Genomic DNA, 26518 nt, shown 5'->3' with positions numbered 1-26518 from the left:
GATCTCATCAAATACAAGGGCTACCAAGTCCCCCCAGCCGAACTGGAAGCCCACCTGATCACGCACCCCGCCAACTCCGACGCCGCGGTCACCGGCACCCCCGACGCCGAAGGCGAGGAGATCCCGAAAGCGTTCGTCGTCACCGCCGATCCGGCACTGACCGCCGATGAGGTGATGACGTTCGTCGCCGCGCAGGTCGCACCGTACAAGAAGGTGAGAGCGGTCGAATTCCTGGCGGCAATACCCAAATCCCCGGCCGGAAAGATCCTGCGCAAGGATCTTCGAGATCTGAATGGATGACATGAGTAATCACTCGCAGTTTGACGTACATGTGGTGTCGCCGTCCTACTGGAAGGTGACCTTCGAGAATGCCCCGATCAACCTCATCGACCTGGACACCGTCGAGCAGCTTGCCGATCTGGTGACCCGCATCGAGCAGGACCCTGATCTGACCGTCGTTGTCTTCCAGAGCGCCAACCCGGACTTCTTCATGGCGCACCTCGACCTTCTGATGGACAAAGAGCGCGCGGCCGCGATGCCGCTGGGCCCCACCGGGCTCCCCCTCGTCTCGGACAACCTGCTGCGTCTGAGCAAGGTCCCGGCCGTCACGATCTCGGCGATCAACGGCCGTGTCCGAGGTGCGGGCAGCGAGTTCGTGCTGAGCACCGACATCCGCTTCGCCGGCCCCGACGCCATCCTGGGCCAGCCCGAGGTGGGCATCGGCGCTGTGCCCGGCGGCAACCCCATGGGGCGTCTGGCCGAGTTGGTGGGCCGGGGCCGCGCAATGGAGATCGTGCTGGGAGGAGACGACTTCCCGGCCCGGCTCGCAGCCGAGTACGGCTATGTGAACCGCGTTCTGCCCGAAGGTGAGCTGGACGATTTCGTCGACGCCTTCGCCCGCCGCATCGCCGGGTTCGACAAGGCCGCGATCTCCGGCACGAAGGAGTTCGTCGACGCGGCCACCACGATTCCGGCGAGTGACTACGCAGCCGCTCTGGTCGCCTTCCGGCGCACGGCGGGCCGTCCGGAGAGCGCGGATCGGGTGCGCGGCCTCTTCACACGCGGCTTTCAGCAGCCCCAGGGCATCGAACTCGATCTCGGCAGGAGCATCGCCGAGAAGGCCTGAACCTCTCCAGCGTTCCGACCGGATCACTGCGCGGCACTTGGGGCTGGTCCCCTTCGAACTACTCTGCGACATCTCAGTCGGCCGTGGCGGCCTGCTGATTCAAGCGTGTGCGCCGTGGGTGCTCGGGTCGCTGGGGTGGCGCGGTGGCGCGGCTACCGTGGGCGCACGGTGTAGGTCAGGTGCGTCACCCGCGACGACGGCTCCGAACGGACCGGCTCCAGCGCGATCCTGGACGCGTCCACACCGTCGAACAGGCGGGTGCCGGCGCCGAACAGCACGGGTGACAGCGTGATCGAGAACTCGTCGACCAGGCCGGCGTTCAGGTACTCCAGGATCGTCGCGCCGCCGCCGGCGATGCGGACGTCGCGGTCGCCGGCGGCCTCGCGGGCCTGGTCGAGGGCGTGCTCGATGCCGTCGTCGACGAAGTGGAACGTGGTGCCGCCGGGCCGCTCCCACGGGTCACGCTTGGTGTGCGTCACGACGAAGACCGGGGTGTGGAAGGGCGCCTCCTCCGGCCATGACAGCTCGCCGAGGTCGAACATGCGCTTGCCCATGACGCTCGCGCCGGTGCGCAAGAACGTCTCCCGCGCCACGTCGTTGTCGAGGCCCTCCTCGCCGCCCTCGCCCAGCTTCAGGTTCTCCCGGAAGAACCGCAGCGGGAACACCCACTGCTGCAGCTCCGTCCACTGCGCCATCCAGCGCTGAACGTCCGGGTCGTCCTGTCTGTCGGGCGCGAAGAGCTCGTCCTGGGCGGGCACGGGCTCGGGCGCGATGAAGCCGTCCAGCGACATCGACACGCTGAAGAACACCTTCCCGGCCATCAGCCCTCCGCCCCCTTCCGCGCGAGGTCGGTGACGTAGGCCGCCAGGCCGCTCAGGGTCTGCCGGCCGCCCTCGATCGCGTGGTACTTCTCGACCGCCTCGTCGCGCAGTTCCCTGGTGGGGAACACCGTGCGCATCACGATCCGGGTCGCCGCGCCGTCGGGCGCGAAGGTCAGGACCGACTCGAAGGCGTTCGGGTCGTCGCGGAACTCACCGTGCAGCAGCTCGATCCGCTCCGGCGGGGCGATCCGCAGCCAGCGGATCCACTCGGAGTAGTCGGTCCCGTCCGGCCCGTGCAGCACGAAGACCCACTCCCCGCCCTCGCGGAACTCGAAGGACCGCGTGGTGGTGGTGAACCCCTCCGGACCCCACCACCGCGACAGGTGCCGGACCTCGGTGAACGCCTCGAACACCAGCTCTCGTGGGGCGTCGATGACCCGGGAGATCACGATCTCCCGGTCGGCCGTCGCCGGCTCCGCCCGCGTGTCTTGCCCTGCCCCTGTCATCGGTCAGTCCTCTTGCCGTGTCTGCTTGAGGTCCTGCACGTAGGTGTCCAGGCGGTCGAAACTCTCGTTCCAGAACCGCTCGAATCCGCCGACCCACTCGTGGACCGGCCGCAGCCCGCGGGCGTCCAGGCCGTAGAGACGCTGCTTGCCCGCCCCGCGGACCCGCACCAGCCCCACCTCCCGGAGTACCCGCAGGTGCTTGGACGCCCCCGGCTGGCTCATCCCCAGCTCCCGGGCCACGTCGGTCACCGGCCGCTCACCCGCCCGCAGCAGCGCCAGGATGTCCCGACGCTGCGGCTCGGCGATCGCGTTGAACGCGTCCGACGTCGTCGCTGCTCGTGCCATGGCAGCCATCGTATTCCCATATCGGAATGCGTCAAGCCGGTCGGGAATCGGGCGGGTCCTGCCGGATGACGATTGCAGCGGGAATGACCGATCCCGTGCTCTCAGCCCGGAACACGCCCCGGTGGGAACCGAAGCGACGCGGCGCTGACGGCTCGGACGTCGAGCCCTGCCGAGTCCGGATCAGCCGACCGTGCCCATGCCCCGATCCCCTGCGGGTGCGGGGCCGCCCCTCCCGAGCGGATCCCGCGGGACGTGGAGCGGGCGGCGGCAGGTCAGGCCGCCGAGGAATCCCGGAGGCGGAGGACCCTCTGCCGTCACGACAGGGGCATGCCCCTGCGATAGGCGAACACGGCGATCACCGCGACGGTCACGTGCATCAGGAGCAGAGCGAGGACACCTGTGACTCCGCCGTCCCCGAAGAGCAGGAAGTCCGGTACGAAGGAGACGACCACGACCGCCGGCACCAGCCATCGCGCCAGAGCCTCGGGGTCCTTCGCGGCCTTGCGTATGACGGCCCAGCCCAGTGAGCCGAGTACGACACCGACCGCCGTCAGGAAGACGTACGAGGACGCCTTCAACGGCTGGAAGTCGTCGGGCGCGCCGGCGGCATGGGCGACGAGCGCGATCAACGCGTTCGCGACGGAGGAGACGACGATCGCGCCGAGCACGCCTCCTACGACGACGAGCGGACCACGGCGGACAGCGACTGCGGGAGAGGTTGCGGACACGACAGCTCCTAGGGACGTCGGAGGCAAGTTTGAAATATCAAGCATGAGAAGTGTCCCCCTCTTTGCTTGATGTTTCAAGCGTCGTTCCGGGCGGCTCAGGGAAAGCGGTGCGACGGCGAGTCGCGCCCAGTCCTGTGTGCTGGTGACGGCGAGGCGGCGGCAACCGGGGGCTTCCGTCACGTCGGTGGCGATGATCCGGGCACCCTGGCGGGTCAGTTCCTCGGCCTCCGCGGGCGGCGCCGGGCGACCGGCACCGGCACCGGATCGGGGCCGGGTACCACGGTGTTGGAGAGGGTGCCGATGCCCTCGACGGAGAGGGTGACGGTGTCGCCGGGCTTCAGCGGCGCCGGGTCCTGGCGGCCTCGTAGCCCCCACAGTTCCGCCAGACAGCCGCCGTTGCCGCAGGTGCCCGAGCCCAGGACGTCGCCCGGGCGTACCCAGGTACCGCGTGAGGCGTAGGCGACCATCTCCTCGAAGGTCCAGCTCATGTTGGACAGCAGGTCCCTGCCGATCACCTCGCCGTTGATCTCCGCGGTCAGTGCGAGGCGCAGGAAGCCGTCCGCGTCGCGGTACTTGTCCAGCTCGTCGGCGGTGACCAGGTAGGGGCCCAGGGTGGTGGCGGTGTCCTTGCCCTTGCACGGGCCGAGGCCGACCTTCATCTCGGCGGACTGCAGGTCGCGGGCGGACCAGTCGTTGAGGACGGTGTATCCGATGATGTGGTCGCGGGCCTGTTCGGGGGTGAGGTCGCGGCCCTCCTTGCCGATCACGGCCGCGACTTCGAGCTCGAAGTCGAGGACACTCGACCCCGGCGGCACGGGGATGTCGTCGTGCGGGCCGTACACGGCGTAGGGGTTGGTGAAGTAGAAGGTCGGGGCCGCGTACCACTGCCCCGGCACCCCGGCGGCACCGTCCACGGACCGTCGTACGCCCTCGACGTGTTCCTCGAAGGTGACGAAGTCCCGCACGGTGGGCGGCTGGAGCGGCGGCAGCAGCCGTACGTCGGAGACGTGGGGGCCGGCCGGGACGTCGAGGGTGGCGGAGCCCGCGTCGAGCAGTCCGGGCAGACCGCTGCCGTCGGCGAGCAGGCCGGTCAGGGAGCCGGCGCCGGGCAGGGGGTAGAGCGTGCCGTCCTCTTCGACGACGGCCACCTGGCGTCGATCGCGGTGTTCGTACGTGGCGAAACGCATGGAAGGGGTCCTGTCGACGGGAGGACGGGGGAAGCCAGGGCGTGACAGGGCTGCCGCGTCCGCGGGGTTCGGGGATCAGACCGGCGGGGCGACGAAGCAGCCGTGGTCCACGTCGTTGAAGGACTCCTTGGTGACCAGCTCGTTCATGGGGTTGGCGGTGCCCCACTGGTCGGTGACCTCGGGCTGGGAGAAGTCGTAGACGTGGGGGTGCCAGGTGTCCTCGTCGAGGACTTCCAGTTCGGTCGTGTACTCGACGGTGTTGCCGTGCGGGTCCAGGAAGTAGGTGAAGGTGTTGTCGCCCGCCATGTGCCGGCCCGGGCCCCAGACCTTCTTGAAGCCGGCGCGGATGACACGGCCGGAGCCGCGCATGTACTCGTCGATGCCCCGCATCTCGAAGGAGACGTGGTGCAGGGAGGTGTGCGGGCCCTTCGCGATGGCCATGGAGTGGTGCTGGCTGCTGATCCGCATGAAGTGCATGACGTCGCCGATGTGCGGATGACCGAGCGTGTCGGACAGGCGGAAGCCGAGGTGACGCTCGTACCACTCCCGGGTCCTGTCGAGGTCCGGTGAGTTGAGGACGACGTGTGACAGCTTGACCGGGATCGACTCCTTCTCCTCGATCCTGCGGTGCCGGCGGACCTCGACGTCGGCGGAGACCTCGACGGTGCGGCCGTCGACGTCGAAGAAACGGAAGCCGTAGCCGCCGCCGGGAGTGTCGGCCTTGCCCGGCTGGGAGATCAACTGAACGCCTCCGGCGAGGAGTCGGCCGGCGAGGGTGTCGACGTCCTCGGCGCTCGCGGCCCCGTAGGAGACGAGGTCGAGGCGCTTCTCGTCGGCCTTGCGCAACCGGACGACGTACTGCTCGGGCGAGCCCTCCGCGGCCAGGAACGAGATCCCGGAGTCCTCCGCGACCTTGGTCAGACCCCAGACACCTGCGTAGAAGTCGAGCTGCTTGTCGTAGTCGGGCACGGCGAGGTCGACGTGCCGCAGATGGGTGAGCAGACGGTCGCTCATGGGGGTTCCTTCTCAGTCGAGGTCGAGCAGGGAGGCCGCGTTGCCGCCCCGCACCGCGTGGAAGTCGTCGTCGGGCAGGTCCGCCGCGCGCAGTGCGGACAGCGGGTCCTCGGTGCCCATGTCGAAGGGGAAGTCCGAGCCGAGCAGGACCCGCTGCGGTCCGGCGGCGCGCAGCAACTCCCGCAGTACGTCCGGGTCGTGGACGAGGGAGTCGAAGTACAGCTGCCTCAGGTAGCTGCTCGGCTCCCGTGCGCAGTCCCGCGCGTCCGGCCGGACCCGCCAGGCGTGGTCGGAGCGGCCGAGGTGGGTGGGCAGATAGCCGCCGCCGTGTGCCGCGATCAGCTTCAGCTCCGGGTGGCGGTCCAGGACACCGGAGAAGATGAGGTGGGAGAGGGCGACGGCGTTCTCGGTGGGCTGGCCGACGGTGTTGGACAGGTACCAGCGCTCGAGGCGCTCGTCGAGGGTGCAGCCGAACGGGTGCAGGAAGACAAGGGCGCCGCGCTCCTCGGCCCGGGACCAGAAGGGCTCGTACGCGGGATCCGACAGCTCGCGGCCGGGGGCGTGCGAGGAGATCTCGACGCCTTTGAGGCCCTGTTCCAGTGCGTGGTCGAGCAACTTCACGGTGAGGGCGGGGTGTTGGAGGGGGACCAGACCGAGGCCGTGCAGCCGGTCGGGGGCCTTCGCGCAGTGTGCGGCAGTGCCCTCGTTGGCCAGCCGGCATATCTGTGACGCGAGCCGGGGCTCGGCCCAGTAGTGGTAGTGCGACGGGGACGGGCTGATCAACTGGATGTCCACGCCCTGGGTGTCCATGGCCGCCAGGCGTACGGCGGCCTCCGTCAGCCTGGGCGCGCGTGCCCCGAGCATCGGACCGTTCACGGCCAGGGCCGCCGGGCCGTTGCGGCGGGCGTCGAGCTCCCGGGCCTCGGCGAGGCCGGGGTGACCGGCGACGGCCTCCTCGACCTCCGGCAGCAGGAGATGGGCGTGGACGTCGATCGTCGGCGCGGAGGACGCGGTGGCGGTCACGGAAGCTCCTTGAGGAGGTTCATGGTGCGGCCGACCAGCCCGGCCATGTCGGCGTCCCGCACGCCGTCCAGCTGCCACCGGCCGATCTGCATGGACGCCTCGACGACGGTGCGTACCCGTGGGATGCGGCGGTCGTGGTAGGTCTGGAGCAGTTCGTCGTCCCAGTCCCGTCCGCCGCCGAGCAGTTCGGCGAGCACGAGGGCGTCCTCCAGGGACATCGCCGCGCCCTGGGCCATGGTGGGCGGGCAGCAGTGGGCGGCGTCGCCGATGAGCACGACCCGGCCGCGATGCCAGGAGCCCTCGACCAGCAGGTGGTCGAACCAGGTGTAGTTGACCTTCTCCGGGTCGGTGATGTGCTCGGTGATCTCCGGCCAGGCGCCTCCGTAGCCCTGCGCCAGGCGGCGCATCTCGTCGGCGTAGGCGGCCGGGTCGATGGCGGCGCGGTCGCGGCATGCCTCGACGAGGTAGGCGTAGATCGTGTTCTCACTGGTGGGGCAGTAGCCCGCGATGAAGGCGGGGCCGCCGTAGGCCAGGTCGGTACGTGTGACGCTCGCGGGCCGCGGGGCGGCGATGCGCCAGATGGCCATGCCGGTGGGCTCCGGCTTGTCCGTGATCCCGATCGCGGCCCGGGTGGCCGAGTTGAGGCCGTCGGCAGCGATCACCAGGTCGTAGCGGCCGGTCGTGCCGTCGCTGAAGCGCACCGAGACACCGTCGGCGTCCTGGTCCAGCGCCTCGGCGGTGGTGCCCAGGCGTACGCCGGCACCGGAGGCCCGGACCGCTTCGATGAGGATCTGCTGCAACTGGGGGCGCTGCATGCCGACGGTGGCGGGCAGGTCCTTCCCGCCGGTCTGGATGTCCTCGGCGACGAACAGGACGGTGCCGTCCGGGGCCGTCACGCCGAGCGAGCCGAAGGCGTATCCGGAGGCCTGCACCCGCTCCCATACGCCCAGTTCGCGCAGCACCCGCAGGGCGTTGCCCTGGAGGGTGATACCGGAACCGGTGGTGGCGTTCCAGTCGGGTCTGACCTCGGTCAGGTCGACGGCGATCCCGGCGCGGCGCAACAGGACGGTGACGGCGTTGCCCGAGGCGCCCCCGCCGATGACCAGGACGACGGGGGTCCTACCGGTCGGCGGCTGGGGGAGAGTGCGGCTGTCAGCCATGTCGGGGATACCTCCCGGGGTCGGGCCGCGCGGCTTCGGGCGGCCGGGATGCGGCTCGCGCGCTGGGCGCGCGGGCCAGGAGCAGGGACGGGGGCGGGGGCCGGATGCGCCGCCGCTGTCCGGGGGCGGCGCATCCGGCGGCCGAACGGGCCCACTGGGTAAGCTACTTGACGGCGATCGGGTTGACGGGTGAGCCGACGGCCCCGGTGATGGGCAGCGGCGCCGCGGTGAGCCAGAAGTCGTACACGCCGTCGGCGGCGCAGTCGGCGGCGAGGGCGTCGAGGTCCCACATCTCACCGATGAGCAGGCCCAGGTGCGGGATGGCGACCTGGTGCAGCGGCTGGAAGGCGTTCTCGAACTCGTTGGGCCGCACCTCGAAGCCCCAGGTGTCGGTGGCGATCGCGGCGATCTCGGTGCCGTGCAGCCAGCCGGCGGCGGTGAAGGACAGACCGGGCGAGTCGCCGCCGGCGTAGTCGCCCCAGCCGTCGCGGCGGGCACGGGCGAGCCGACCGGTGCGTACGGCGACGATGTCGCCGCGCCCGACCGCCACGCCGTGCGCCTCGGCGGTCGCCGTCAGGTGCTCCTCGGTGATGGCGAAACCGTCGGGCAGCTCTCCCCCGGTACCGACCACTCGGCCCACGTCGAGCAGCACCCCGCGCCCGGCGACGTACGGCGCCATGTGCTCGATTCCGGTGACGAGGTCGCCGTCGGAGGTGACGGTGCGGGCCGCGTCCCGGCCGTTCCAGGCCTTGCCGTGGTCGAAGATGTGCCCGAGCCCGTCCCACTGGGTCGAGCACTGCAACGGCATCGCGATCACGTCGTCGGCGCCGCCGATGCCGTGCGGGAAGCCCTGGTTGCCGAGGGCCGCGTCGGTGCCGGTGTCCAGCATCGTGTGCACCGGGTTGGTCCGCCGCCGCCAGCCCTGCTGCGGGCCGTTCATGTCGAACGCCTGGGACAGCGAGAAGCTGATGCCCCGGCGCACCAGTGCGGCCCCCTCGCGCCGCTTGGCCTCGTCGAGGAAGTTCAGGGTGCCGAGCACGTCGTCCGCGCCCCAACGCCCCCAGTTGGAGTACGCCTTGGCCGCCTCGGCGACGGCGCCCTCGGGGTCGTGGCGGTCCAGGATCATGCCGACGCCTCCGCCACACAGCGGGTGCGCTGCGTGCCCAGACCGGTGATGGCCCCTTCCATGACATCGCCCTCCCGCAGCAGCCTCCCCCAGTGGATGCCGTTGCCCGCCGGACTGCCCGTCAGCACCAGGTCACCCGGCAGGAGCCGGGCCGTCTGCGAGATGTACGACACCAACCGCGCAACGCCGAAGAGCATGTCCTTGGTGGACTCGTCCTGCATGGTCTCGCCGTTGAGCTTGAGGGTGACCCGCAGGTCACCCGGGTCCGCGACCGACCCGGCCGGGACGAGCCACGGGCCGAGCGGGGTGAACCCGGGCGCGTTCTTGCAGCGCAGCCAGTCCGTGCCGATCGCCTTCATGTCCCGCCGGAAGACGGTGGCCCGGTCGGTGAGGTCGTTGGCGATCGTGTAGCCGGCAACGTGGTCCAGGGCCTCCTCGGCGGACACCCGATGGGCCGTCCTGCCGATGACGGCCGCCAACTCCAGCTCCCAGTCCGGCTGTTCGGCCCATGACGGAAGTTCGACGTCGTCGTAGGGGCCCGTGATCGCGCCGGGCAGGCCGATGAAGACGTACGGCAGGTCCTCGGCGGCCCGCCGGTCCATCACGGTGGCGATCTCCGCCCGCGCCTCCTCGACCGTGCGCGGGTCGTCGGGGGCACGGTGGGCGACCTCCAGGTCGATCACGTGCTGCCGGTAGTTGGCGCCCGACTGGAAGATCTGTCGTGGCTGCAGCGGGGCGTGCACCCGGAGGTTCTCCAGGGGCTGCCAGTCGAGGGCGTCCTCGTCCGCCAGGACGTGCAGGACGGGGAGGGATTCCTCCCAGCGCTCCACCACGGCCCGCACCTCGGACGGTGCCCAGGCGAGGGCTCGGCTGAGATCGAGTACTCGGCCCTTCGCCAGGATGCCGGGGAACGGCTGTCCGTCCGGAAGCGAGAACGTGCCGAGCGCGAACGGGCCGGCAGGTTGCACGAGTGTTGCCATCAGATGTCCTCCCGCTGGGATGGGTCTACTCTGACCTCGATCCGTCAATCATGGAAATCAATCCTGTGGATGCGCCTCATCCATGGTGTGGATGGCTTTCCCTCGCGTTGGATGGTGCTCGGTGAACCTGTCCCGACTCGATCTCAATCTGGTCCTCGCCCTGCGCGCGCTACTGGAGGAGCGCAACGTCACCCGGGCCGGCGAACGCGTCGGACTGAGCCAGCCCGCGATGAGCGCGGCGCTGTCCAGGCTGCGCCGCCATTTCGACGACGAATTGCTCGCCCGTACCGGCAACACCTACGAACTGACCCCGCTCGGCGTCGCCCTGCGCGACCGCAGCGCCACCGCCTGCGATCTGCTGGAGCGCGTCTTCGCCAGCCAGGCCGACTTCGATCCGGCCGCCGAAATCCGCGAATTCACCCTGCTCGCGTCGGACTACGGCACGGCCGTCTTCGGTGCCGCGCTCGCCCGAACCCTGCACCACGAGGCGCCCGGCATCCGGCTCACGTTCCAGCACCCGGCACCCTCCGTCCAGGAGAACACCGCCACGCTCCTGAGTACCGTCGACGGCCTGCTGATGCCGCATGGCGTCATCGACGGCTTCCCCGCCGTCGACCTCTACACGGACCGCTGGCTGTGCATGGTCGCCGACGACCACCCGGAGGTGGGCGACGCACTCACCCTCGACCAGCTGGCCGGCCTGCCCTGGGTCGTCTATCAGCGCCCCTACGACGCCCCGGTCGCCCGCCAGCTGAGCATGATCGGCATCAGCCCCCGGGTGGAGGTCTCGGTACAGACCTTCCAACTGCTGCCGCACATGGTCGAGGGCACCCGCCGGGTCGCGATGATCCAGGAGCGGCTGGCCCGCAGGGCGGTTCTCGTCGCCGGGGTACGCGTCCTGCCCTGCCCGTTCGAGGCGGTACCGGTCCGGGAGGCGATGTGGTGGCATCCCGTGCACGCCCAGGACGCGGCCCACATCTGGCTGCGACGCAAGGCTGCGGAGGTGGGCGCGACCCTGACGGGCAACGGCCTGGCGGAACCCGCGGCCGCGGCCGCACCAGGCGCGGAGCCGGGCGCGGGGCCGGGCGCGGGGCCGGGCGTCCTGCCGTCCCGGCCCCGCGCACCCCGCACCGGTCGGTGACCAGCAGGACACCGTCCACGGCACGGTGTGTTCACCCCGTTGCGGTGGTGCAGTCGTCCGATACGACGGCGCCCACCCGACGGCCGACCGCCCACAGCCCTGCCGCGCCGGCCGCGGCAGCCAGCCCCAGCACGCCCACCGCACCCGCGAGACTGCCGACCGCCGACTCCCCGGCGAGCAGCACGAGCGGGCAGACGAACTCACCGCCGAAGAAGGCCGCCATCCACAGTCCCGTGCCACGGCCGCGGTCCTCGTACGCCAGGCGGGACATGGCGCTTGTGAGCAGCGCGGGCAGCAGCATGCCGGTACCCAGGCAGTTGACGACCGCACCGACGACCAGCAGCGGAGCATTCCCCGCGAGGAAGATCACCCCGAAACCGAGCGCACTGAGCCCGAGAACGACAGGCAGCATCGGGCCCGGAGACCGCTTGAGGCGGGCGAAGGTGACCGCCCCGCCCACGGTGGCGGCGCTGCCGACCGCACTGGCCAGACCGATCACGCCGGAGTTCTTCACCCCGAGGTCGTCGAGCAGGTACGACATCTCGACCGGGACGGTGTAGAAGACGATCGCCCCGAAGAAGGTGAGGGCGCAGATGCCGCCCATCCGCCGCCAGGGGAAGGGACGTCGCTCCTCGGCGACCGGAGTCCCGGCGACCGTCGCTCCTGTCACCGGGTTGGTCAGGGAAGCGGCCATCAGCGGGGCGAGCACCAGACTCACGGCGTAGATCCAGAAGGGCACCCGCCAGCCCGCCGATCCGGCGGCGCCGCCGACCACGAAGAAGACGGTGGCCGACGCGGACGCGCACATCGTCTGCAGGGCGAGGTACTTCACCCGCCGATCGCCGCTGTAGTAGTCGCCGATCAGCGTGGTGCAGCATGTCATGATCACGGCTTCGGTGACCCCTACCAGGGCGCGGCCGGCGATGATGGCTCCCAGCGAATCCAGCCAGAGCGGAGCGGTGCCGAACACGGCGTACAACAGGGTCGCCGCTATCAGCAGGCGTCTGCGGCCCAGTCGGTCCACGAGCACGCCGGCGAACGGGGCCAGCAGCGCCAGCGAGAGGGCCGGAACGGTCAGGGCGAGGGGCACCAACGCCTTGGCTCCCGGCACCGACGCGAAGTGGTCCTGCATCTTCGGCAGCACCGGTGCTATCAGCACTGCCCCCAGGATCGGCAGACAACTGCCCGCCATCAGCAGGGTCACACGGAGCACGTGGGCGGGGCCCGAGACGGCCACGGGCGACTGGGGGGCGTCGTCGATCGCGGTCGGCGAGGGCGAGGGCAGGGGAACGGAACCAGGCATGGCGACTCCGGGGACGGTGTGAGGGAGCGGGCATACCGTTCTCGGGCGCCTGTGGCGCGCAGCATGCCGCGGACGACCGCACGTAGGCGGCTGGTCCGAACAGCGGCGTGCGGGTAGGGACGACTATGGGCGTTCGGGAGGCCCGCTCGCCATCCTCCACGCGATCCGAATCGCGTATCCGGCTCATCCATGGCGTGGATGAGCAGCCCGCACGATCCACGACCGGCAGGCGGCGACCGTACGGCGGCCGCCCGATCGCCGTACGGGAACGAGCCCGGCACAGGGAGGCCGGGATGATCCCTCGTTACCGCCGATGACTGCGCCGACGGCACCCGTCGCCAAGAAGCGGAGCCCGTCTCAAAGGCGCCCCACCAAGGTCAGGAACCACCCGCAAACGGTTAGGGTGACAAGCAGAGGCTGGGTGGGGCGGACACGACGGGGGGCTCGCGTTGGATCGCCTGGCAGGAGCGGACCTGGAAGTCGGCCCGGGCCAGTTCGCGGCACGCACGCTACTGCCCCCGTCGCTGCGCGCGGGCCTCGGGCTGATCGCAGCACTCGCCACGCTGGTGGTCGTCGTCCTCGGGGTCCTGTACGCCGGCCACAGCGAGCCCGGCCGGGTGGACAGCTGGATCATCCGGCCGACGGCGGACAGTGTGCGGCCGCCGTGGCGGCACGTCGCTCTGGCCCTGGACTTCCTGGGGGAACCCGCGGGATCGGCGATGCTGATCGTGGCCGGCGTGGCCGGCTGCCTGCTGTTGCGGCGTCCCCGCGCAGCGGTGCTCGTCGTGGCCGGCGCCGGCCTGACCGTGGGGACGACCACGCTCCTCAAGCACCTGGTGGGACGCACCATCCACGGCCCCGGCAACCTGTCCTACCCGAGCGGGCACACTGCCTTCTTCACCGCGCTCGCCCTCATGGCGGCGCTGCTCGCGACCGGTCGGCTCGGCCTCGGCAGGACGGCCGGCACGACACTCGTGCTCGCCGCGGCGCTGGTCGCCGGCGCCACCATGGGCTGGGCGGAGGTCGGCCTGGGCGCGCACTACCCGACCGACGCCCTCGGCGGCTGGTGCACCGCGCTGGCGGTGATACCGGCGACCGCGTGGCTGGTCGACCGGACGGCCGACCGGATGACCGACCAGATGGTCGACCGGACGACCGACACAGGCCGACGGGAGCGCCACTGACGTCACGTCACGTCACGCCAGGCGGCGGAACACGGGCTTCACCGCTCGCCCGGCCAGCCAGGGGGTGGGGTCGGTGGCGTCCAGTGCCTTCCGGTACACCGCACACGCCTCGGCCACCACATCGACGGTGCGGTCTATGTCCGCGTCGTCGAGTGCGCTGCTCACCACGAACGACGGGGCGAGCACCCCGCCCGCGAGGAGCCGGCGCAGGAACAGGGTGCGGTACTGCTGCGACGGCTGCCCGTTGTCGTCGAGGGTGGCGAAGACCAGGTTGCTGGCCCGGCCCCGGACGACGACGTGGTCACCGACGCCCATGGCGGCCGCGGCGTCGCGGACACCGGCGGCCAGCCGCTCGCCGAGGGCGTGCAGCCGCGCGGTGACGCCCTCCTCGATGTAGGTGGTCTGCACGGCCATCGCGGCTGCCAGGGAGTGCGTCTCCGCACCGTGCGTGGTGGACAGCAGGAACACCCGGTCGCCGGAGTCACGCAGTCCGCCCCGCTCCATCAGGTCGCGGCGCCCGGCCAGCGCGGAGACGGCGAACCCGTTGCCCAGCGCCTTGCCGAACGTGGAGAGGTCGGGGACGACGCCGTACAGGCCCTGGGCGCCCGCCTCGGACCAGCGGAAGCCGGTGATCATCTCGTCGAAGATCAGTACGCAGCCGTGCCGGTCGGCCAGTTCGCGCAGGCCGGCGAGGTAACCCGGCGGCGGCTCGGTGTGGGTGGCGGGTTCGAGGATCAGGCAGGCGATCTCGTCCGGGTACCGGGTGAGTATCTCCTCCGTGGCGGCCAGGTCGCCGTAGGGGAAGGACGCGATGAGCTCGGTGGTCGTCGACGGAATGCCGGCGGACATCGGTGTGGTGCCGATGAACCAGTCGTCGACGGAGAAGAACGGATGGTCGGAGCAGAGGGCCACCCGTGAGCGGCCGGTGGCGGCGCGGGCGAGGCGCACCGCGGCGGAGGTGGCGTCGGAGCCGTTCTTCGCGAACTTCACCATCTCGGCCGTCGGCACGGTGGCCAGGAAGCGTTCGGCGGCCTCGACCTCCACGATGGACGGCCGGACGAAGTTGCTGCCGCGGTCGAGTTCGCGCCGCACCGCCTCGATCACGCGCGGGTGGGCGTGGCCGAGGCTGACCGACCGCAGGCCGGAGCCGTACTCGATGTAGCGGTTGCCGTCGACGTCCCACACGTGGGCACCGCTGCCGTGGCTGATGACCGGGGCCAGGTTCTCGGGGTACTGGTCGTCGCCCTTGGCGTAGGTGTGCGCGCCCCCGGGGATCATGGCGTGCAGCCGCTCGTTGGCTGTCCGCGACAGGGGCAGGTCAAGCACTTCGGTGTCCACGGGACCTCAACTTTCTCTGTGCTTCAGGACCTCGGCGAGGCTGGGCGCCTCTCGGTCCCGTTGGGACATCAGGGCGACCGGCAGCGGCCAGGGGATGGCGAGCTCGGGGTCGTCGAAGGCGATGGTCACGTCCTCGGCCGGATCGTGCGGGCGGTCGATCCGGTACGAGGTGTCGGCGATGTCGGTCAGTGCTTGAAAACCGTGCGCGCATCCCGCGGGAATGTAAAGAGTTGGTTGTGATTCTCCTGTGAGTTCAAAGGAGGCCCAATTGCGGTAAGTCGGAGAATCCGGCCGCAGATCCACGACGACGTCGAAGATCCGCCCGTACGAGCAGCGCACCAGCTTGGCCTCGCCGGCGCCGGAGCGCAGGTGCAGGCCGCGCAGCACGCCCCGGACCGAGCGGGACACGCTGTCCTGGACGAAGGCGTGCGGGTCGAGGCCCACCGAGCGGATCACGTCGGCGTCGAAGGTGCGGCAGAAGAAGCCGCGTTCGTCGGTGTACGGCGTCGGCTCGAAGAGGTACGCGCCGGTGATCTCCGGGACTTCGGTCGCTTTCATGGAGACTCCTGCCGGGCGTGGATGTGGTGGGTCGCGGGGAACACGGCCGTGGTCAACGAGCTGAACTGGTCCTCCAGTTGCCGGGCGGCGGCCAGGTTCCGCTCGGTGAGGATCTGCCGCAGCTCGGCCGATCGCTTCTCCAGCGCCCGGAACTGCTCCAGCAGCCGGTCGGCGTCGACCTCGCGCGCCGGGTGGCAGTAGGCGCCGAGGCCCATCCGGTCCATGAGCGCGTCGCTCTTGGCCGCATAGCTGAGTGCGAGCACCGGCGTTCCGGTCTTCAGCGCGCAGATCAGGTTGTGGTACCGGACCGCCACCACGGTGTCGGAGGCCGCCATCTCCTTCATCAGGTCGGCCAGTGAGGCCGGTTCGGCCGCGGTGACCAGTGGTGAGTCGACCGCGTCGAGGATCGCGGCGACCACCGAGGCGTCGCACTGGTCGCCGGTGAGGAGCCGGACCGGCCTGCCCTCCTCGACCAGCGTGCGGACGAACCGGATCGTCCCGTCGAGGTAGCGCTGGTAGATCTCGTCGGCCCGGGCGCGGTCGTCGTTGCCGCCGTGGAAGTCCATGACGCCGACGCAGACCGGGCCCGGCACGTCCGAGGGCGCGTTAGCGGGCGGTGTCGGCAGGGCGAACGCCAGGTCCGGGTAGACCTCGTCGCGCGCGGTGTCCACGCCCATCGCCCGCATCGCTTCCCGGGACTGGGCGTCGCGGTAGGAGCGGTAGGCGGCCAGGCGGCCCGACCAGCGGACCAGGGCGCGGGTGGGCCGGTTGCGGATCTCGGCGGCGCCGACGCTGACCAGTGCGACCCGGGTGCCCAGCAGCCGGCCGCTCGCGCAGAGCAGGAACAGCGAGTACGGGAAGCCCCACGGCCGTAGCGGGAGGGTGGCCTCCAGGACACCCATGCCCGGCACGATCACCACGTCGTGGCGGCGCACCCAGGCGGCGGTGCGGAAGACGTCGACGAGTTTGCCGAGCCCCTTGGCCGCGAGCGCGCCCGCGCGTGATGCGGTCCGGTACTCGGCGCGGTTCCAGTGCAGCCGTGTGGCGGGGATCCCGAACCGGGTCGTCACGGCCTCGGGCCCGCCGCACAGCGCGTCCACGACCGCCTCCGGGTGGTCGGCGCGGAGGTACCCGAGGACGGCCTCCAGCGACCCGTCGTTGCCGAGGTTGCCGGAGCCGAGCAGGCCGAACACCCCGACGCGCACCGGCGTTCCGTCCGCGGACGTCATGCCTGCCTCCCCTCACGGCCGGCGACGAGGGCGTCGACGGAGACCGTGAGCAGGGCCGGGTCGACCGGGGCGCGGTCCTCGACCCGCTCGCCGGCGCCCGGCCGGACCCGGCTGGTCATCCAGGCGGCCAGGTGGCGGTAGCACGCGCGCCGGTCGGCCGGGGACAGGGGTGCCCGCCGGATCGCCGAGGCGAAGCCCCAGACGTACTCGGCGAGCAGCCGGGGCGTCGGGTGCAGCAGGCCGGCCCGGCGCGGGTCCAGGTTGACGCACCGGGAGCGCTTGGACGGGTTCGCCCGCTCGGCGCGGGTGGGGTGGTCGCGGCGGAAGTAGAGCAGCTCCGGCACTTGGTGGAAGGGCCCGTGCAGGGTGATCTCGGCGACGAACGTGCGGTCGGCGTGGTGGTAGCTGTCCATCGGTTTCACCCGGCGCAGCATGTCGGCCCGCATCACCCCGTAGAAGTCGTCGCCGCCCGGCTCGAAGAGCAGACTGCGGAAGCGCTCCGGTGCGTGCGGGGAGTCGGTGGCGAGCGTGTACTCGTAGGGGACCGTCACCTGGCCGTCGCCGTCGATGACCGCCTGGCCGGTGTGCGCGAGGATGACGTCCGGCCGCTCGTCCAGTGCCTCCACGCAGCGCCGCAGCAGGTCGCGGCCGTAGAGGTCGTCGTGCGAGGCCCACTTGAAGAGCTCGCCGCGGGATTCGGCGAACACATGGTTGTGGTTCGGCGTGGCGCCGATGTTACGGGGCAGCCGGTGGTACCGGATACGGGAGTCCTGCGCGGCGTACTTGCGGCAGATGTCCTCGGTCCCGTCGGTCGAGGCGTTGTCGGAGACGACCAGTTCGAAGTCCTCGTAGGTCTGGCCGAGCAGGGCGTCGAACGACTCGGCCAGGTACTCCTCGCCGTTGTACACGGGCAGGCCGATGCTCAGCCTGGGTCGGTCGGTCATGCGGTCCTCACTTCGGGGATGGGATTGCGGTGGCGCTCGCGCAGGGCGGACCGCAGTTGCAGCCACCAGACGGCCGAGCCGCTGAGGGTCGCGGCGGCGACGCCCCAGGCCGAGCCGGCCGTGCCGGCGACGGCCGCCCCGCCGAGCCCGCCGCCGACGTAGCAGGCGGAGGCGAACAGCTGGCAGCGCAGGCTGCGCCGGGCCGCGCCGAGCGCGCGCAGTCCGGCCGCCGCACCGGTGCCGAGGCCCGCTCCCGCGACGCTCAGGGTGATCTGCACGATGAGGTGCGAGGAGGAGTGCCAGACGTCGCCGAGCCCCAGTTCGCCGAGCCGGTTCGGCATCAGCAGCAGCGCCGAGCCCCAGAGCAGCGCTCCGGCGGCCTGTCCCCCGCCGAGGAGGAGGCAGAACCTGCCCAGTTGGTGCGGAGCCCGCCGCAGCACCCGGGCCGCCTCCGGGACGGTGACCAGCGAGAGACCCATCAGCACGGCGAGGAACGGGCCCATCAGGAGCTCGGCGCCCCGCACCGCGCCGACCGCGCTCACCCCGACGATCACACCGAGCCCGTACGCCCGCAGCTGGCTCGCGCCACTGAGACTGACGTTCTCGACCAGGTACCGGTAGCCGAGATCGCGCTGCTCCCGAAGCCACCCGCGGACCTGTGCCATGTGCGGCCGGATGCCGGACTGGAGGTAGCCGTACCCGGCGGCCACCGTGGCGGACGCGCCCCAGGCGAGCACGAAGGCGGCCACGCTGCCCACCCGGGCCGCCACCACCATGGCCGGGACGAGCGCGATGCCCCACACGACGTCGTTGAGGAAGGCCTTCCGCCCGGCGCCGGCGGCGAAGAACGAGAACCGCCAGGCGTCCTGGAGCAACAGCCCCGGCAGCATGACACCGAGGGCGGCGAACGCGGGCCCCACGCGGCCGCCGAGGCCGAGCCCGGCCGCCAGGCACACCACGCCGAGGGCCGCACCGACGCCGAGTGCGGTACCCGTCGAGCGGGCCACCGCCCCGCGCCAGGACGCCTCCGGCACGCCGCTGAAGCGCACCACGAGCGGGTCGGTGGCAAGGCCGCGGGAGACGTTGAGCACCACGCCGTAGGTCACCCAGGCCAGGCTGAACACGCCGAACGCGGTCACCCCCAGCGAGCGGGCCACGTAGATGCCCACCGCGAAGTTGCTGATGCTGGAGGCCGCCTGGTCGGCCAGCCCCCAGGACAGCCGGCCGACGAGGGCCCGCTTGGCGGACCCGGCCGGTGCTGTCGTCTTCTCCCCCTGGGTGGTCATGGGCGTCATTCCTTGACCAGGTCGGCGCCGCGCAGCGCATCGGCCGCGGCGGCGACGGTGTCGAACGGGAGCCCGGACCGCTCGGTGATGTCCAGCAGACTGTGCTCGCCGTCGGAGAGGTTGAGCACCCAGAGCATGGCCATCTGGGCCTGCTTGGTGTCGCTGCGGCCGCCGAGCGCGTCGTACAACCCGCGCCGGCCCAGCTGCGGTTCGCCGTAGGGACTGAGGTTGAGGTACCGCCGGTTGCGGTCGAGGACGGCGAACGCCTCGCGGCACACTGCGAGGGTGTCCGCCATCGCCTCCGGGGAGACGAAGTCCAGGTTGTCCGCCGAGGTGTGGTACTCGGGGTAGCCGGCGTACGGGGTCCGGGTGAGCGAGCCCACGCCCAGGTTGAACCCGGGCGAGCAGAACTGCCGCTCGTCGTAGCCGTACGGAGTGAACTCGGTGACGTGGTGCGGGCGTTCGGATGCGGTCAGCACGTGCCGCAGCACCCGGTCGATCTCCGCGTCGCCGCGCCTGCTCTGTTTGTACGTCAGATGACCCGAGTCGCCGGCGCAGGCCAGTACGAGGCCGTGCTTGACGCGGTCCACCCGCTCCGCGTTGCGGGCCAGCCAGGTGATCGCCCCGATGGTGCCGGGTGCGAACAGGAACCGGTAGGTGTAGTACGTCGGCTGCTCCGCAAGGGCCCGGGCCAGGTAGGTCGCCACCGCGATGCCGGCCAGGTTGTCGTTGGCCAGCGACGGGTGGCAGACGTGGCAGGAGACGATGACCTCGTCGGCGACCTGTCCGGGGACCACGTACTCGGCGTAGGTGAGGTGGCCGTCCGCAAGGGTGGAGTCGATGTGCACCTCGTACTCGCCGTCCGGCAGCGCGTCCAGGGTCTCCTGGGCCAGGCAGAACCCCCAGTCCGGCTTGTAGTAGCTGGTGCGGTACGGCACCCAGGACGGGTGGTCCGGCAGGGTGTGCAGGTGTCCGCGCAGCTCGGCGAGGGGCATGGTCGCCGACACCGGCACGCTGTAGCCGAGTACGTGCAGGCTGGACGCGGCGAAGTCGACGACCCGCCGGCCGGCGGTGTCGGCGACGTACGCGTCCCGGATGTTCCATTCCTGCGGCACCGTCCAGTCGAGGACCTGCGTCCCGGTCGGCACCTCGTGCACCTGCAGCGGGATGTACTCCCCGACGATGTCCAGGGTGGCGCGCACACCGTCGCCGGTGATGCTGCGGCAGAGCGGGTACATCCGCTCCACCAGCGCGTACATCTCCTCGCTCACGTCGGTCACCGGCGCCGCCTGAGGGTGTCGTCGACGGTGCCGGCCTCGGACGCCGCGCGCAGCACGGCGAGCCGGGTGTAGCGCTGCTCGAAGTCCTCCCGGGTCAGGTCGAACTTGCGGTAGGCGTCGGCGAGTTCGAGCGCGCCCTGCTTCACCGTCCACTCGCAGTCGAAGCCGGGAATCGCGGCGCGGAACCGGGCGAAGTCCACCCGGTACGACCGCGGATCGGCACCGTTCTCCCCCGTGATCACCACCTTCGCACCGGACACCGCCTCGGCGACCTGCTCGGCGATCTCGGCGACCGTGACGTTGTTGGTCTCGCTGCCGATGTTGAACGCCCTGTCGTGCACCGCCTCGCGCGGCGCGGTCAGCGCGGCCGTGAAGGCCCGCGCGATGTCGGCGGCGTGCACCAGCGGGCGCCAGGGGGTGCCGTCGGAGAGCACCAGGACCTCGCCGGACAGGAGCGCGTGCCCCACCAGGTTGTTCAGCACGATGTCGGCGCGCAGCCGGGGCGAGTAGCCGAAGGCGGTGGCGTTGCGCATGAACACCGGGGTGAAGTCGTCGTCGGCCAGCGCGTGCAGGTCGTCCTCGACCCGCACCTTCGACTCCGCGTACGGCGTCACCGGCCGCAGCGGGGCGTCCTCGGTCACCAGGTCGTCACCACCGGCGGCGCCGTAGACCGAGCAGGTCGACGCGTACAGGAAGCGCCGTACTCCGGCGTCGCGGGCCAGTCGGGCCAGCCGTACGGACGCGTGGTGGTTGATGTCGTAGGTGAGCTCGGGCGCCAGCGAGCCGAGCGGGTCGTTGGACAGTGCGGCCAGGTGGATCACGGCGTCCACCCCGGCCACGTGGTCGGCCGTGACGTCGCGCAGGTCCACCCGATACCCCTGCGGGTCATCGGGCTGCGGGCCAAGGACGCAGTCGGCGAACAGGCCGGCGTCGAGGCCGACGACGTCGTGCCCGGCGGCCCTGAGGACCGGGGCCATCACGGTGCCCAGATAGCCCTGGTGTCCGGTCAGTAGTACGCGCAAGGTTCAGTCCCCCAGATCGAGCGTGAGTTTGGTGACGGCGAACGCCTCGGCGTAGCGCGCGTGGCATTCGATGCCGCGGATCCGGGCGAGGCCGAGGAAGGCCTCCCGGTCGTACCAGGGCCGGTGCCGCTGCGAGGGGTAGTGCTCCTGCAGCAGTCGCACCTTCCGTTCGGCGATCTCGGGTGACAGCGGCTGGTATGCCGCCGGCCGGCCGAGGTCCCCGTCCCACTTGACGATCTCGTAGCCGAGCACGAGGTGGTCACGGAACGCGGTGGGCAGCAGCTGTGCCAGGCCGCGGTGGTCCTGGTGCGCGTCATCGGTGCGCGGGGCGAGGAGCAGATCCGGGTCGGTCCGCTCGCGCAGCTCCTCGACCGCGGCCTTGGCCTCCTCCCAGTGCGCGGGCATCCGGCCGTCCGGCAGCTTGAGCACGGTCAGCCGCAGGTCGGCGCCCGGGCAGAAGGCGGTGAGCGCGGCCTGTTCCTCCTGCTCCCGCTCGCTGCCGCCGCCGGAGAGCACCAGCGCGTCGACACGGATGCCCGGCCGCGCGAGGCACAGTGTGAGCAGCGTGCCGCCGGCGCCGATGGCGATGTCGTCGCAGTGCGCGCCCACCGCGACGATCCGGTCCAGGGGCCCGGCCCCGAGCCGGATCACGCTCTGACTCCGGCGCTGTCCCGCTCCCACACGGCCCACGGGCGGTCGCCCCGGGCGTAGGCCTCGTCGAGCGCGGCCCGCTCCTTCACGGTGTCGGTCGGCTTCCAGAAGCCGCGGTGCTGATGCGCCACGAGCCGCCCGCGCTTGGCCAGTTGGGCGCATCCGTCGGCGACCAGGTCCCCGTTCTCCGGTATGTGGTCGAAGACCTCCTGGCGGAGCACGAAGTAGCCGCCGTTCTCCCACAGCGGCAGTTCGCTCACCGCGGTGATGCCTCCCACCAGGCCGTCCTCGCCCAGCTCCACACAGTGGAACGACGACTGCGGCGGCACCACCATCATCGACGCCCCCGCGTCTCGCCGGGCGAACCGGTCGATCATCTCCGGCAGCGGGGCGTCGGTGAGCACGTCGGCGTAGTTGGCGAGGAACATCTCGTCGCCGTCGAGGTGGTGCCGCACCCGGCGCAGTCGCTCCCCGATCGGTGACTCGATGCCGGTCTGCGCGAACGTGATCGTCCAGTCGGCGATGTCGGTGGACAGCAACTCGGTCCGCCCGCCCCGCAGGACGAAGTCGTTGGACGCCGTCTCCTCGTAGTTGAGGAAGAAGTCCTTGATGTGGTGGGCCCCGTAGCCGAGGCACAGGATGAAGTCCTTGTGCCCGAAGTGCGCGTAGTAGCGCATGACATGCCAGATCAGGGGGCGCGGCCCGACCATCGCCATCGGCTTGGGGACGTCGTCGGAGGTTCCGTTGCGCATCCGCATCCCGTAACCGCCGCAGAACAGGACGACCTTCATGCTGTGACCTCTTTCGCGACCTCGACAATGCTCAGTTCCGGGATCGGGAAGACCAGTCGGCCGCCCCACTCGTGCACGAAGGACAGTTGCTCGACCAGTTCGGCCCGCAGGTTCCACGGGAGGACGAGGACGTAGTCCGGTTTGTCGGCGGCTATCCGCTCGGGCTCCAGGATCGGGATGCGGGTTCCCGGGGTGAACCTGCCGTGCTTGTAGGGGTTGCGGTCAACCGTGTACGCGAGCAGGTCGGGGCGGATGCCGCAGTGGTTGAGCAGGGTGTTGCCCTTGCCCGGGGCGCCGTAGCCGACGACCGTCTCACCGCGCTCGGCCGCGTCGATGAGGAACCGCAGCAGGTCCCGGCGCACCTTGGCCACCCGGGCGGAGAACTCGGCGTACCCGGACAGCTCCTGCAACCCGGCGGCCTTCTCCCGGGCCAGTACGTCGGTCACCCGCTGCGTCGGCTCGCCGGCCGCCTCGGCCGGCCGGGCCCACAGCCGGATGGAGCCGCCGTGCGTGGGCAGCAACTCGACGTCCACGAGCGTGAGTCCGCCGCTGGCGAGGGCCCGGATCGCGGAGGCGACCGTGTAGTACTGGAAGTGCTCGTGGTAGATCGTGTCGTACTGGTTGTCCTCGATCAGGGTCAGCAGGTGCTGCACCTCGATGGAGACCCAGCCGTCGTCGGCGACCAGGGCGCGCAGCCCCTGGGTGAACCCGACCACGTCGGGGATGTGCGCGTACACGTTGTTGGCCACGACCAGGTCCGCCGGGCCGTGCTCGGCGCGGACGGCCGAGCCGGTGTCGGGGCTCAGGAACTCCGTGAACGTGGGCACACCCGCCTCCCGTGCCGCGGCGCCGACGTTCACCGAGGGCTCGATGCCCAGGCAGCGGATCCCCCGGTCCACCACGTGCCTCAGCAGGTAGCCGTCGTTGCTCGCGACCTCGACCACGAAGGAGTCGGAGTCAAGGCCGAGGCGGTCCACCGCGCCCTCGACGAAGGTGCGCGCGTGCTCCACCCAGGAGGTCGAGAACGAGGAGAAGTACGCGTACTCCTTGAACGTCTCCTCCGGCGTGATCAGCGGCGGTATCTGCGCCAGCCAGCAGTCGGTGCAGACCCGCAGATGAAGCGGGTACGCCGGTTCCGGCTGGTCCAGTTGGTCCGCGGCGAGAAAGCTCTCACATGGTGGCGTCGCCCCGAGGTCGACGACGCTCGCCATCGCTTCCGAGCCGCAGAGTCGGCATCGTGTCATCTGCTGTCCCCATCCCCCCTGCTCGCGCGGGTGTCCCCGCCGTGAGCCGGTGCTGACCGACCCGCGATCGCGGTGCGGTACTCCTCCAGCAGGCGCTCCAGGCCGACGGCCGGGCTGAATCCCTGCTCGTAGCGGTGCCGGGCGGCCTCGCCCATCGCCCGGTTGCGGTCCGGGTCGGCCGCGATCCGGCGGATGCCGGACGCCAGCGAGGCAGCGTCGCCCGGCTGGTGCAGCAGTCCGGTGACGCCGTCCTCGACGAGTTCGACGAAGGCGCCGTGACCGGCGGCGACGGTCGGCACCCCGGCCGCCATCGCCTCCACGACCACCAGGCCGAACGCCTCCAGCCAGGTCGAGGGCGCGATCACGGCGACGGACCGCGCGATGGCCTTGCGGCACTCCGCCGGGTCCAGCAGGCCGACGTAGCGCACGTCGTCGCGGCCGGCCGCCCAGGCGGTGACCTCTTTCTCCAGCGGCCCGGTGCCGGCGATCGCGAGCGGTACGCCCACGCCGCCGCCGGCCGCGATCTCGTCCCACGCGGCCATGAGCAGCCGTACGCCCTTGGCCTCCGCGAGCCGGCCGAGGTAGAGCAGTTGCTCTCCCCCGCCCTCCCGGCGGATGTCGGGTTCGGGGACGAAGTTGTGCTTCACCGCGAGGCGTTCGGCCGGCATGCCGGAGCTGACCAGGACGTCGCGCTGAGCGGCGGAGATGCACAGGAAGCGCTCCACGCCGGTCCACCAGCGCTTCCGGTTGACCGACAGGCTGACCGCGAGCGGCACGGTCGCGAGGCTGGAGTCGCGGTAGCAGCCGTGCCGGACGGCGGGCAGCGGTGTCGAGCCGACGCATTCGGTGCAGGGCCGGCCGTCCCGCTGGAGTGTGCCGGGCGGGCAGACCTGGGTGTAGTTGTGCAGTGTGGCAACGGCGGGTACTCCGGCGTCGGCGCAGGCGGCGAGGACCGCGGGCGACAGGAGCGGGAACACGTTGTGGACGTGCACCACGTCCGGCCGTTCGGTGCGCAGTTTGGCGGCCAACTCCTTGCGGACCGCCGGGTTCCACGGCACCAGGAGCGGTACCGCGACCTTGCCGAGGAGGGAGCGGCCGCCGATGTCGTCACTACGGCGCTCGAAGAGCTCGACCCGGTGGCCGGCCGCGCGCAGCAGCTCCACCTCCTGGTCGACGACGTTGTTCTCCCCGCTCGGCTGCGCCGAGTTGTAGCGGTTGTGCACCACGAGGACGTGCATGCTCACTTCACCTCCGATCCACGGGCCCAGCGCGGGACGCGGCGTCGAGGGGCTTCGGGCAGCGCGAGCGGAGCGGCCTTGGCGGGGGCCGCCAACAGCGAGGCGGCCAGCGCCAGATGGAGCAGATAGGGCGAGGCGTCGCCGAGGCCGGCCTCGGTGTACGAGGCGATCGCGCAGTAGCTGATCAGGAAGATCGCGCAGGCCCGCTGCAAGGACGGCGGGCGCAGCAGCGCGACACCGCCCAGCACGACGATGATCACCGCGACGAGGGTGACACCGATCAGGCCCTGCTCGTTGTAGACGGCCAGCCAGCTGTTGTCGATCGGCAGCCCGCCGAAGGACTTGTCGCCCAGACCCACGCCGAACAGCTGCTGCGCGGTCGACCGGGGCTCGGCCAGCAGGGCGTTCCAGACCTTGGCCCGGCCGGTGAGACTGGAGAAGTTCTCCTGGCTCTGGCCGCGCAGGAACCAGGTCTGCAGCGCGGAGGCGAAGCCGACCGCGGCCACGACGGAGATCAGCACCGACCAGCTGAAGAAGCGGCGGGCCGCGGCGCTGGTCAGGATGAGCGAGCCGATCGCCAGCGCCAGCCCGAGGAGCAGGCCGAGCGTGGCCGTCCGGGTGTGGGTCAGCGCGAGCAGCACCAGCGACGGCACGATGACCAGCACGGCGCTGGTCCGGTCGGTCCGTCTGCCGATGACGAGCAGCGCGGTGAGCCCGATGATGACCGCCGCGTACTGCCCGATCTGCGGCGGGGTGAGCGGCCACAGCGCGCCGACGAGGCGTCCGCCGTAGAGGTCGGGCAGGGCCTTGCCCGGGGAGACGACCAGGCCGAGGGCGACCGAGCCGAGGACCGCGAAGTAGGCCCGGATGTGGTACCGGACGAACGTGAGACTGCCGTCCCACCAGCGGCTGAGCAGCCACAGGGTGCCGACGAAGAGAGTCAGCCGGAAGCAGCGGAACAGCGCGCCCATCCCGGACTCCAGGCTCGCGCTGGAGATCACGCTGGACACCAGCAGCAGGCTGAGCAGCAGTACGTAGGCGCTGGCCCGGATGCGCACCCGCTGGTTGACCAGGAGCGCCAGGCCGAACGCGGCGACCAGCGAGCCCATGGTGACCATCTGGATGAGGGAGCGGGGCAGCGGCACGATGGTCTTCGCCCCGGCGGAGCCGAGCGTGTTGAGGACCAGCAGCCCCCAGACGATCCCGACGATCTTCGGTGTGCCGGCGGAGCGCAGTTCGCCTTCCGGCCGCGTCTCCGTCGTGTCCGTTCCGCGGGTCAGGTTCTCACTCATC

26 protein-coding genes and 1 pseudogene are annotated in these 26518 nt (G+C 71.1%); 4 read left to right on the top strand and 23 right to left on the bottom strand.

The annotated features are described in order from the left end of the window. Positions 1 to 300, top strand: a pseudogene (locus tag KVT45_RS44870) (4-coumarate--CoA ligase family protein); the annotation flags it as partial. Between the two features lies 1 nt (position 301). Next, entirely contained in the window at positions 302 to 1126 is an 825-nt protein-coding gene (locus KVT45_RS44865) for an enoyl-CoA hydratase/isomerase family protein (protein ID WP_217555470.1), read from the top strand. 152 nt (positions 1127 to 1278) lie between these two features. Here KVT45_RS44865 and KVT45_RS44860 read toward each other — a convergent pair whose 3' ends face one another. The 10 genes from KVT45_RS44860 to KVT45_RS44815 form a co-directional block, all read right to left on the bottom strand. Further along, positions 1279 to 1947, bottom strand: a complete 669-nt coding sequence (locus tag KVT45_RS44860) for a dihydrofolate reductase family protein (protein ID WP_217555468.1) — start codon at positions 1945 to 1947, stop codon at positions 1279 to 1281. Next, positions 1947 to 2453, bottom strand: coding sequence for an SRPBCC family protein (locus tag KVT45_RS44855; protein ID WP_217555466.1), 507 nt, complete (start codon positions 2451 to 2453; stop codon positions 1947 to 1949). Before KVT45_RS44855 ends, KVT45_RS44860 begins: the two co-directional genes overlap by 1 nt. A 3-nt stretch (positions 2454 to 2456) precedes the next feature. Next, the gene (locus KVT45_RS44850; protein ID WP_217555464.1) at positions 2457 to 2798 is read right to left on the bottom strand and encodes a helix-turn-helix transcriptional regulator; all 342 of its coding nucleotides are present in this window, start codon (positions 2796 to 2798) and stop codon (positions 2457 to 2459) included. Positions 2799 to 3112: 314 nt separating this feature from the next. Further along, complete coding sequence (locus KVT45_RS44845; RefSeq protein WP_217555462.1) at positions 3113 to 3526, bottom strand: DUF6069 family protein; 414 nt, start codon at positions 3524 to 3526, stop codon at positions 3113 to 3115. Between the two features lie 212 nt (positions 3527 to 3738). Continuing rightward, positions 3739 to 4713 (bottom strand): fumarylacetoacetate hydrolase family protein, encoded by a 975-nt coding sequence (locus KVT45_RS44840; protein WP_217555460.1) that lies wholly within the window; start codon positions 4711 to 4713, stop codon positions 3739 to 3741. Positions 4714 to 4788: 75 nt separating this feature from the next. Continuing rightward, positions 4789 to 5727 (bottom strand): VOC family protein, encoded by a 939-nt coding sequence (locus tag KVT45_RS44835; RefSeq protein WP_217555459.1) that lies wholly within the window; start codon positions 5725 to 5727, stop codon positions 4789 to 4791. Between the two features lie 12 nt (positions 5728 to 5739). Beyond that, positions 5740 to 6750: an amidohydrolase family protein gene (locus KVT45_RS44830; protein WP_217555457.1), complete on the bottom strand. Its 1011-nt coding sequence runs from the start codon at positions 6748 to 6750 to the stop codon at positions 5740 to 5742. Beyond that, positions 6747 to 7910, bottom strand: coding sequence for an FAD-dependent oxidoreductase (locus KVT45_RS44825; protein ID WP_217555455.1), 1164 nt, complete (start codon positions 7908 to 7910; stop codon positions 6747 to 6749). Before KVT45_RS44825 ends, KVT45_RS44830 begins: the two co-directional genes overlap by 4 nt. Before the next feature lie 163 nt (positions 7911 to 8073). Beyond that, positions 8074 to 9036: a cyclase family protein gene (locus tag KVT45_RS44820; RefSeq protein WP_217555453.1), complete on the bottom strand. Its 963-nt coding sequence runs from the start codon at positions 9034 to 9036 to the stop codon at positions 8074 to 8076. Further along, positions 9033 to 10016, bottom strand: a complete 984-nt coding sequence (locus KVT45_RS44815; protein ID WP_217555451.1) for a fumarylacetoacetate hydrolase family protein — start codon at positions 10014 to 10016, stop codon at positions 9033 to 9035. The genes KVT45_RS44820 and KVT45_RS44815 overlap by 4 nt, the downstream gene beginning before the upstream one ends. Before the next feature lie 121 nt (positions 10017 to 10137). Between KVT45_RS44815 and KVT45_RS44810 the strand changes: the two genes are divergently transcribed. After that, positions 10138 to 11157 carry a LysR family transcriptional regulator gene (locus tag KVT45_RS44810; protein WP_308311051.1) on the top strand — a complete coding sequence of 340 codons (1020 nt, stop codon included), beginning with the start codon at positions 10138 to 10140 and terminating at the stop codon, positions 11155 to 11157. Between the two features lie 31 nt (positions 11158 to 11188). Here KVT45_RS44810 and KVT45_RS44805 read toward each other — a convergent pair whose 3' ends face one another. Continuing rightward, positions 11189 to 12460: an MFS transporter gene (locus KVT45_RS44805; protein WP_217555450.1), complete on the bottom strand. Its 1272-nt coding sequence runs from the start codon at positions 12458 to 12460 to the stop codon at positions 11189 to 11191. Between the two features lie 449 nt (positions 12461 to 12909). Between KVT45_RS44805 and KVT45_RS44800 the strand changes: the two genes are divergently transcribed. Continuing rightward, entirely contained in the window at positions 12910 to 13644 is a 735-nt protein-coding gene (locus KVT45_RS44800) for a phosphatase PAP2 family protein (RefSeq protein WP_254648273.1), read from the top strand. 12 nt (positions 13645 to 13656) lie between these two features. On the opposite strand, the gene KVT45_RS44795 is transcribed toward KVT45_RS44800, so the two are convergent. From KVT45_RS44795 to KVT45_RS44740, 12 genes are read right to left on the bottom strand one after another with little or no spacing between them, the layout of a single operon-like run. Continuing rightward, the gene (locus KVT45_RS44795) at positions 13657 to 14982 is read right to left on the bottom strand and encodes a glutamate-1-semialdehyde 2,1-aminomutase (RefSeq protein WP_217555448.1); all 1326 of its coding nucleotides are present in this window, start codon (positions 14980 to 14982) and stop codon (positions 13657 to 13659) included. Positions 14983 to 14988: 6 nt separating this feature from the next. After that, positions 14989 to 15540, bottom strand: coding sequence for a dTDP-4-dehydrorhamnose 3,5-epimerase (gene rfbC, locus KVT45_RS44790; RefSeq protein ID WP_217555446.1), 552 nt, complete (start codon positions 15538 to 15540; stop codon positions 14989 to 14991). Next, the gene (locus tag KVT45_RS44785) at positions 15537 to 16769 is read right to left on the bottom strand and encodes a polysaccharide pyruvyl transferase family protein (protein ID WP_217555444.1); all 1233 of its coding nucleotides are present in this window, start codon (positions 16767 to 16769) and stop codon (positions 15537 to 15539) included. The genes rfbC and KVT45_RS44785 overlap by 4 nt, the downstream gene beginning before the upstream one ends. After that, positions 16766 to 17713 carry a glycosyltransferase family 2 protein gene (locus tag KVT45_RS44780; protein WP_217555443.1) on the bottom strand — a complete coding sequence of 316 codons (948 nt, stop codon included), beginning with the start codon at positions 17711 to 17713 and terminating at the stop codon, positions 16766 to 16768. The genes KVT45_RS44785 and KVT45_RS44780 overlap by 4 nt, the downstream gene beginning before the upstream one ends. Continuing rightward, the gene (locus KVT45_RS44775; RefSeq protein WP_217555441.1) at positions 17710 to 18999 is read right to left on the bottom strand and encodes a hypothetical protein; all 1290 of its coding nucleotides are present in this window, start codon (positions 18997 to 18999) and stop codon (positions 17710 to 17712) included. The genes KVT45_RS44780 and KVT45_RS44775 overlap by 4 nt, the downstream gene beginning before the upstream one ends. Before the next feature lie 5 nt (positions 19000 to 19004). After that, positions 19005 to 20258, bottom strand: a complete 1254-nt coding sequence (locus tag KVT45_RS44770; protein ID WP_217555479.1) for a DUF4910 domain-containing protein — start codon at positions 20256 to 20258, stop codon at positions 19005 to 19007. A gap of 17 nt (positions 20259 to 20275) precedes the next feature. Then, positions 20276 to 21301 (bottom strand): NAD(P)-dependent oxidoreductase, encoded by a 1026-nt coding sequence (locus tag KVT45_RS44765; RefSeq protein ID WP_217555438.1) that lies wholly within the window; start codon positions 21299 to 21301, stop codon positions 20276 to 20278. Positions 21302 to 21304: 3 nt separating this feature from the next. Further along, a complete protein-coding gene (locus tag KVT45_RS44760; RefSeq protein WP_217555437.1) occupies positions 21305 to 21952 on the bottom strand; it encodes a PIG-L deacetylase family protein in 648 nt (215 codons plus the stop codon). Continuing rightward, entirely contained in the window at positions 21949 to 22743 is a 795-nt protein-coding gene (locus KVT45_RS44755; RefSeq protein ID WP_217555436.1) for a sugar phosphate nucleotidyltransferase, read from the bottom strand. Before KVT45_RS44755 ends, KVT45_RS44760 begins: the two co-directional genes overlap by 4 nt. Continuing rightward, on the bottom strand, positions 22740 to 23987 hold the full coding sequence (locus KVT45_RS44750; protein ID WP_217555434.1) for a class I SAM-dependent methyltransferase: 1248 nt from the start codon (positions 23985 to 23987) through the stop codon (positions 22740 to 22742). The genes KVT45_RS44755 and KVT45_RS44750 overlap by 4 nt, the downstream gene beginning before the upstream one ends. Then, positions 23984 to 25225 carry a glycosyltransferase family 4 protein gene (locus tag KVT45_RS44745; protein ID WP_217555432.1) on the bottom strand — a complete coding sequence of 414 codons (1242 nt, stop codon included), beginning with the start codon at positions 25223 to 25225 and terminating at the stop codon, positions 23984 to 23986. The genes KVT45_RS44750 and KVT45_RS44745 overlap by 4 nt, the downstream gene beginning before the upstream one ends. A gap of 2 nt (positions 25226 to 25227) precedes the next feature. Further along, complete coding sequence (locus KVT45_RS44740) at positions 25228 to 26517, bottom strand: O-antigen ligase domain-containing protein (RefSeq protein ID WP_254648272.1); 1290 nt, start codon at positions 26515 to 26517, stop codon at positions 25228 to 25230. Position 26518 lies beyond the last annotated feature (1 nt).

Source organism: Streptomyces sp. GbtcB6 (genome assembly GCF_019091475.1).
GTDB classification, from domain to species: Bacteria; Actinomycetota; Actinomycetes; order Streptomycetales; family Streptomycetaceae; genus Streptomyces; species Streptomyces hyaluromycini.
This window is presented reverse-complemented; position numbering and strand designations above follow the sequence as displayed.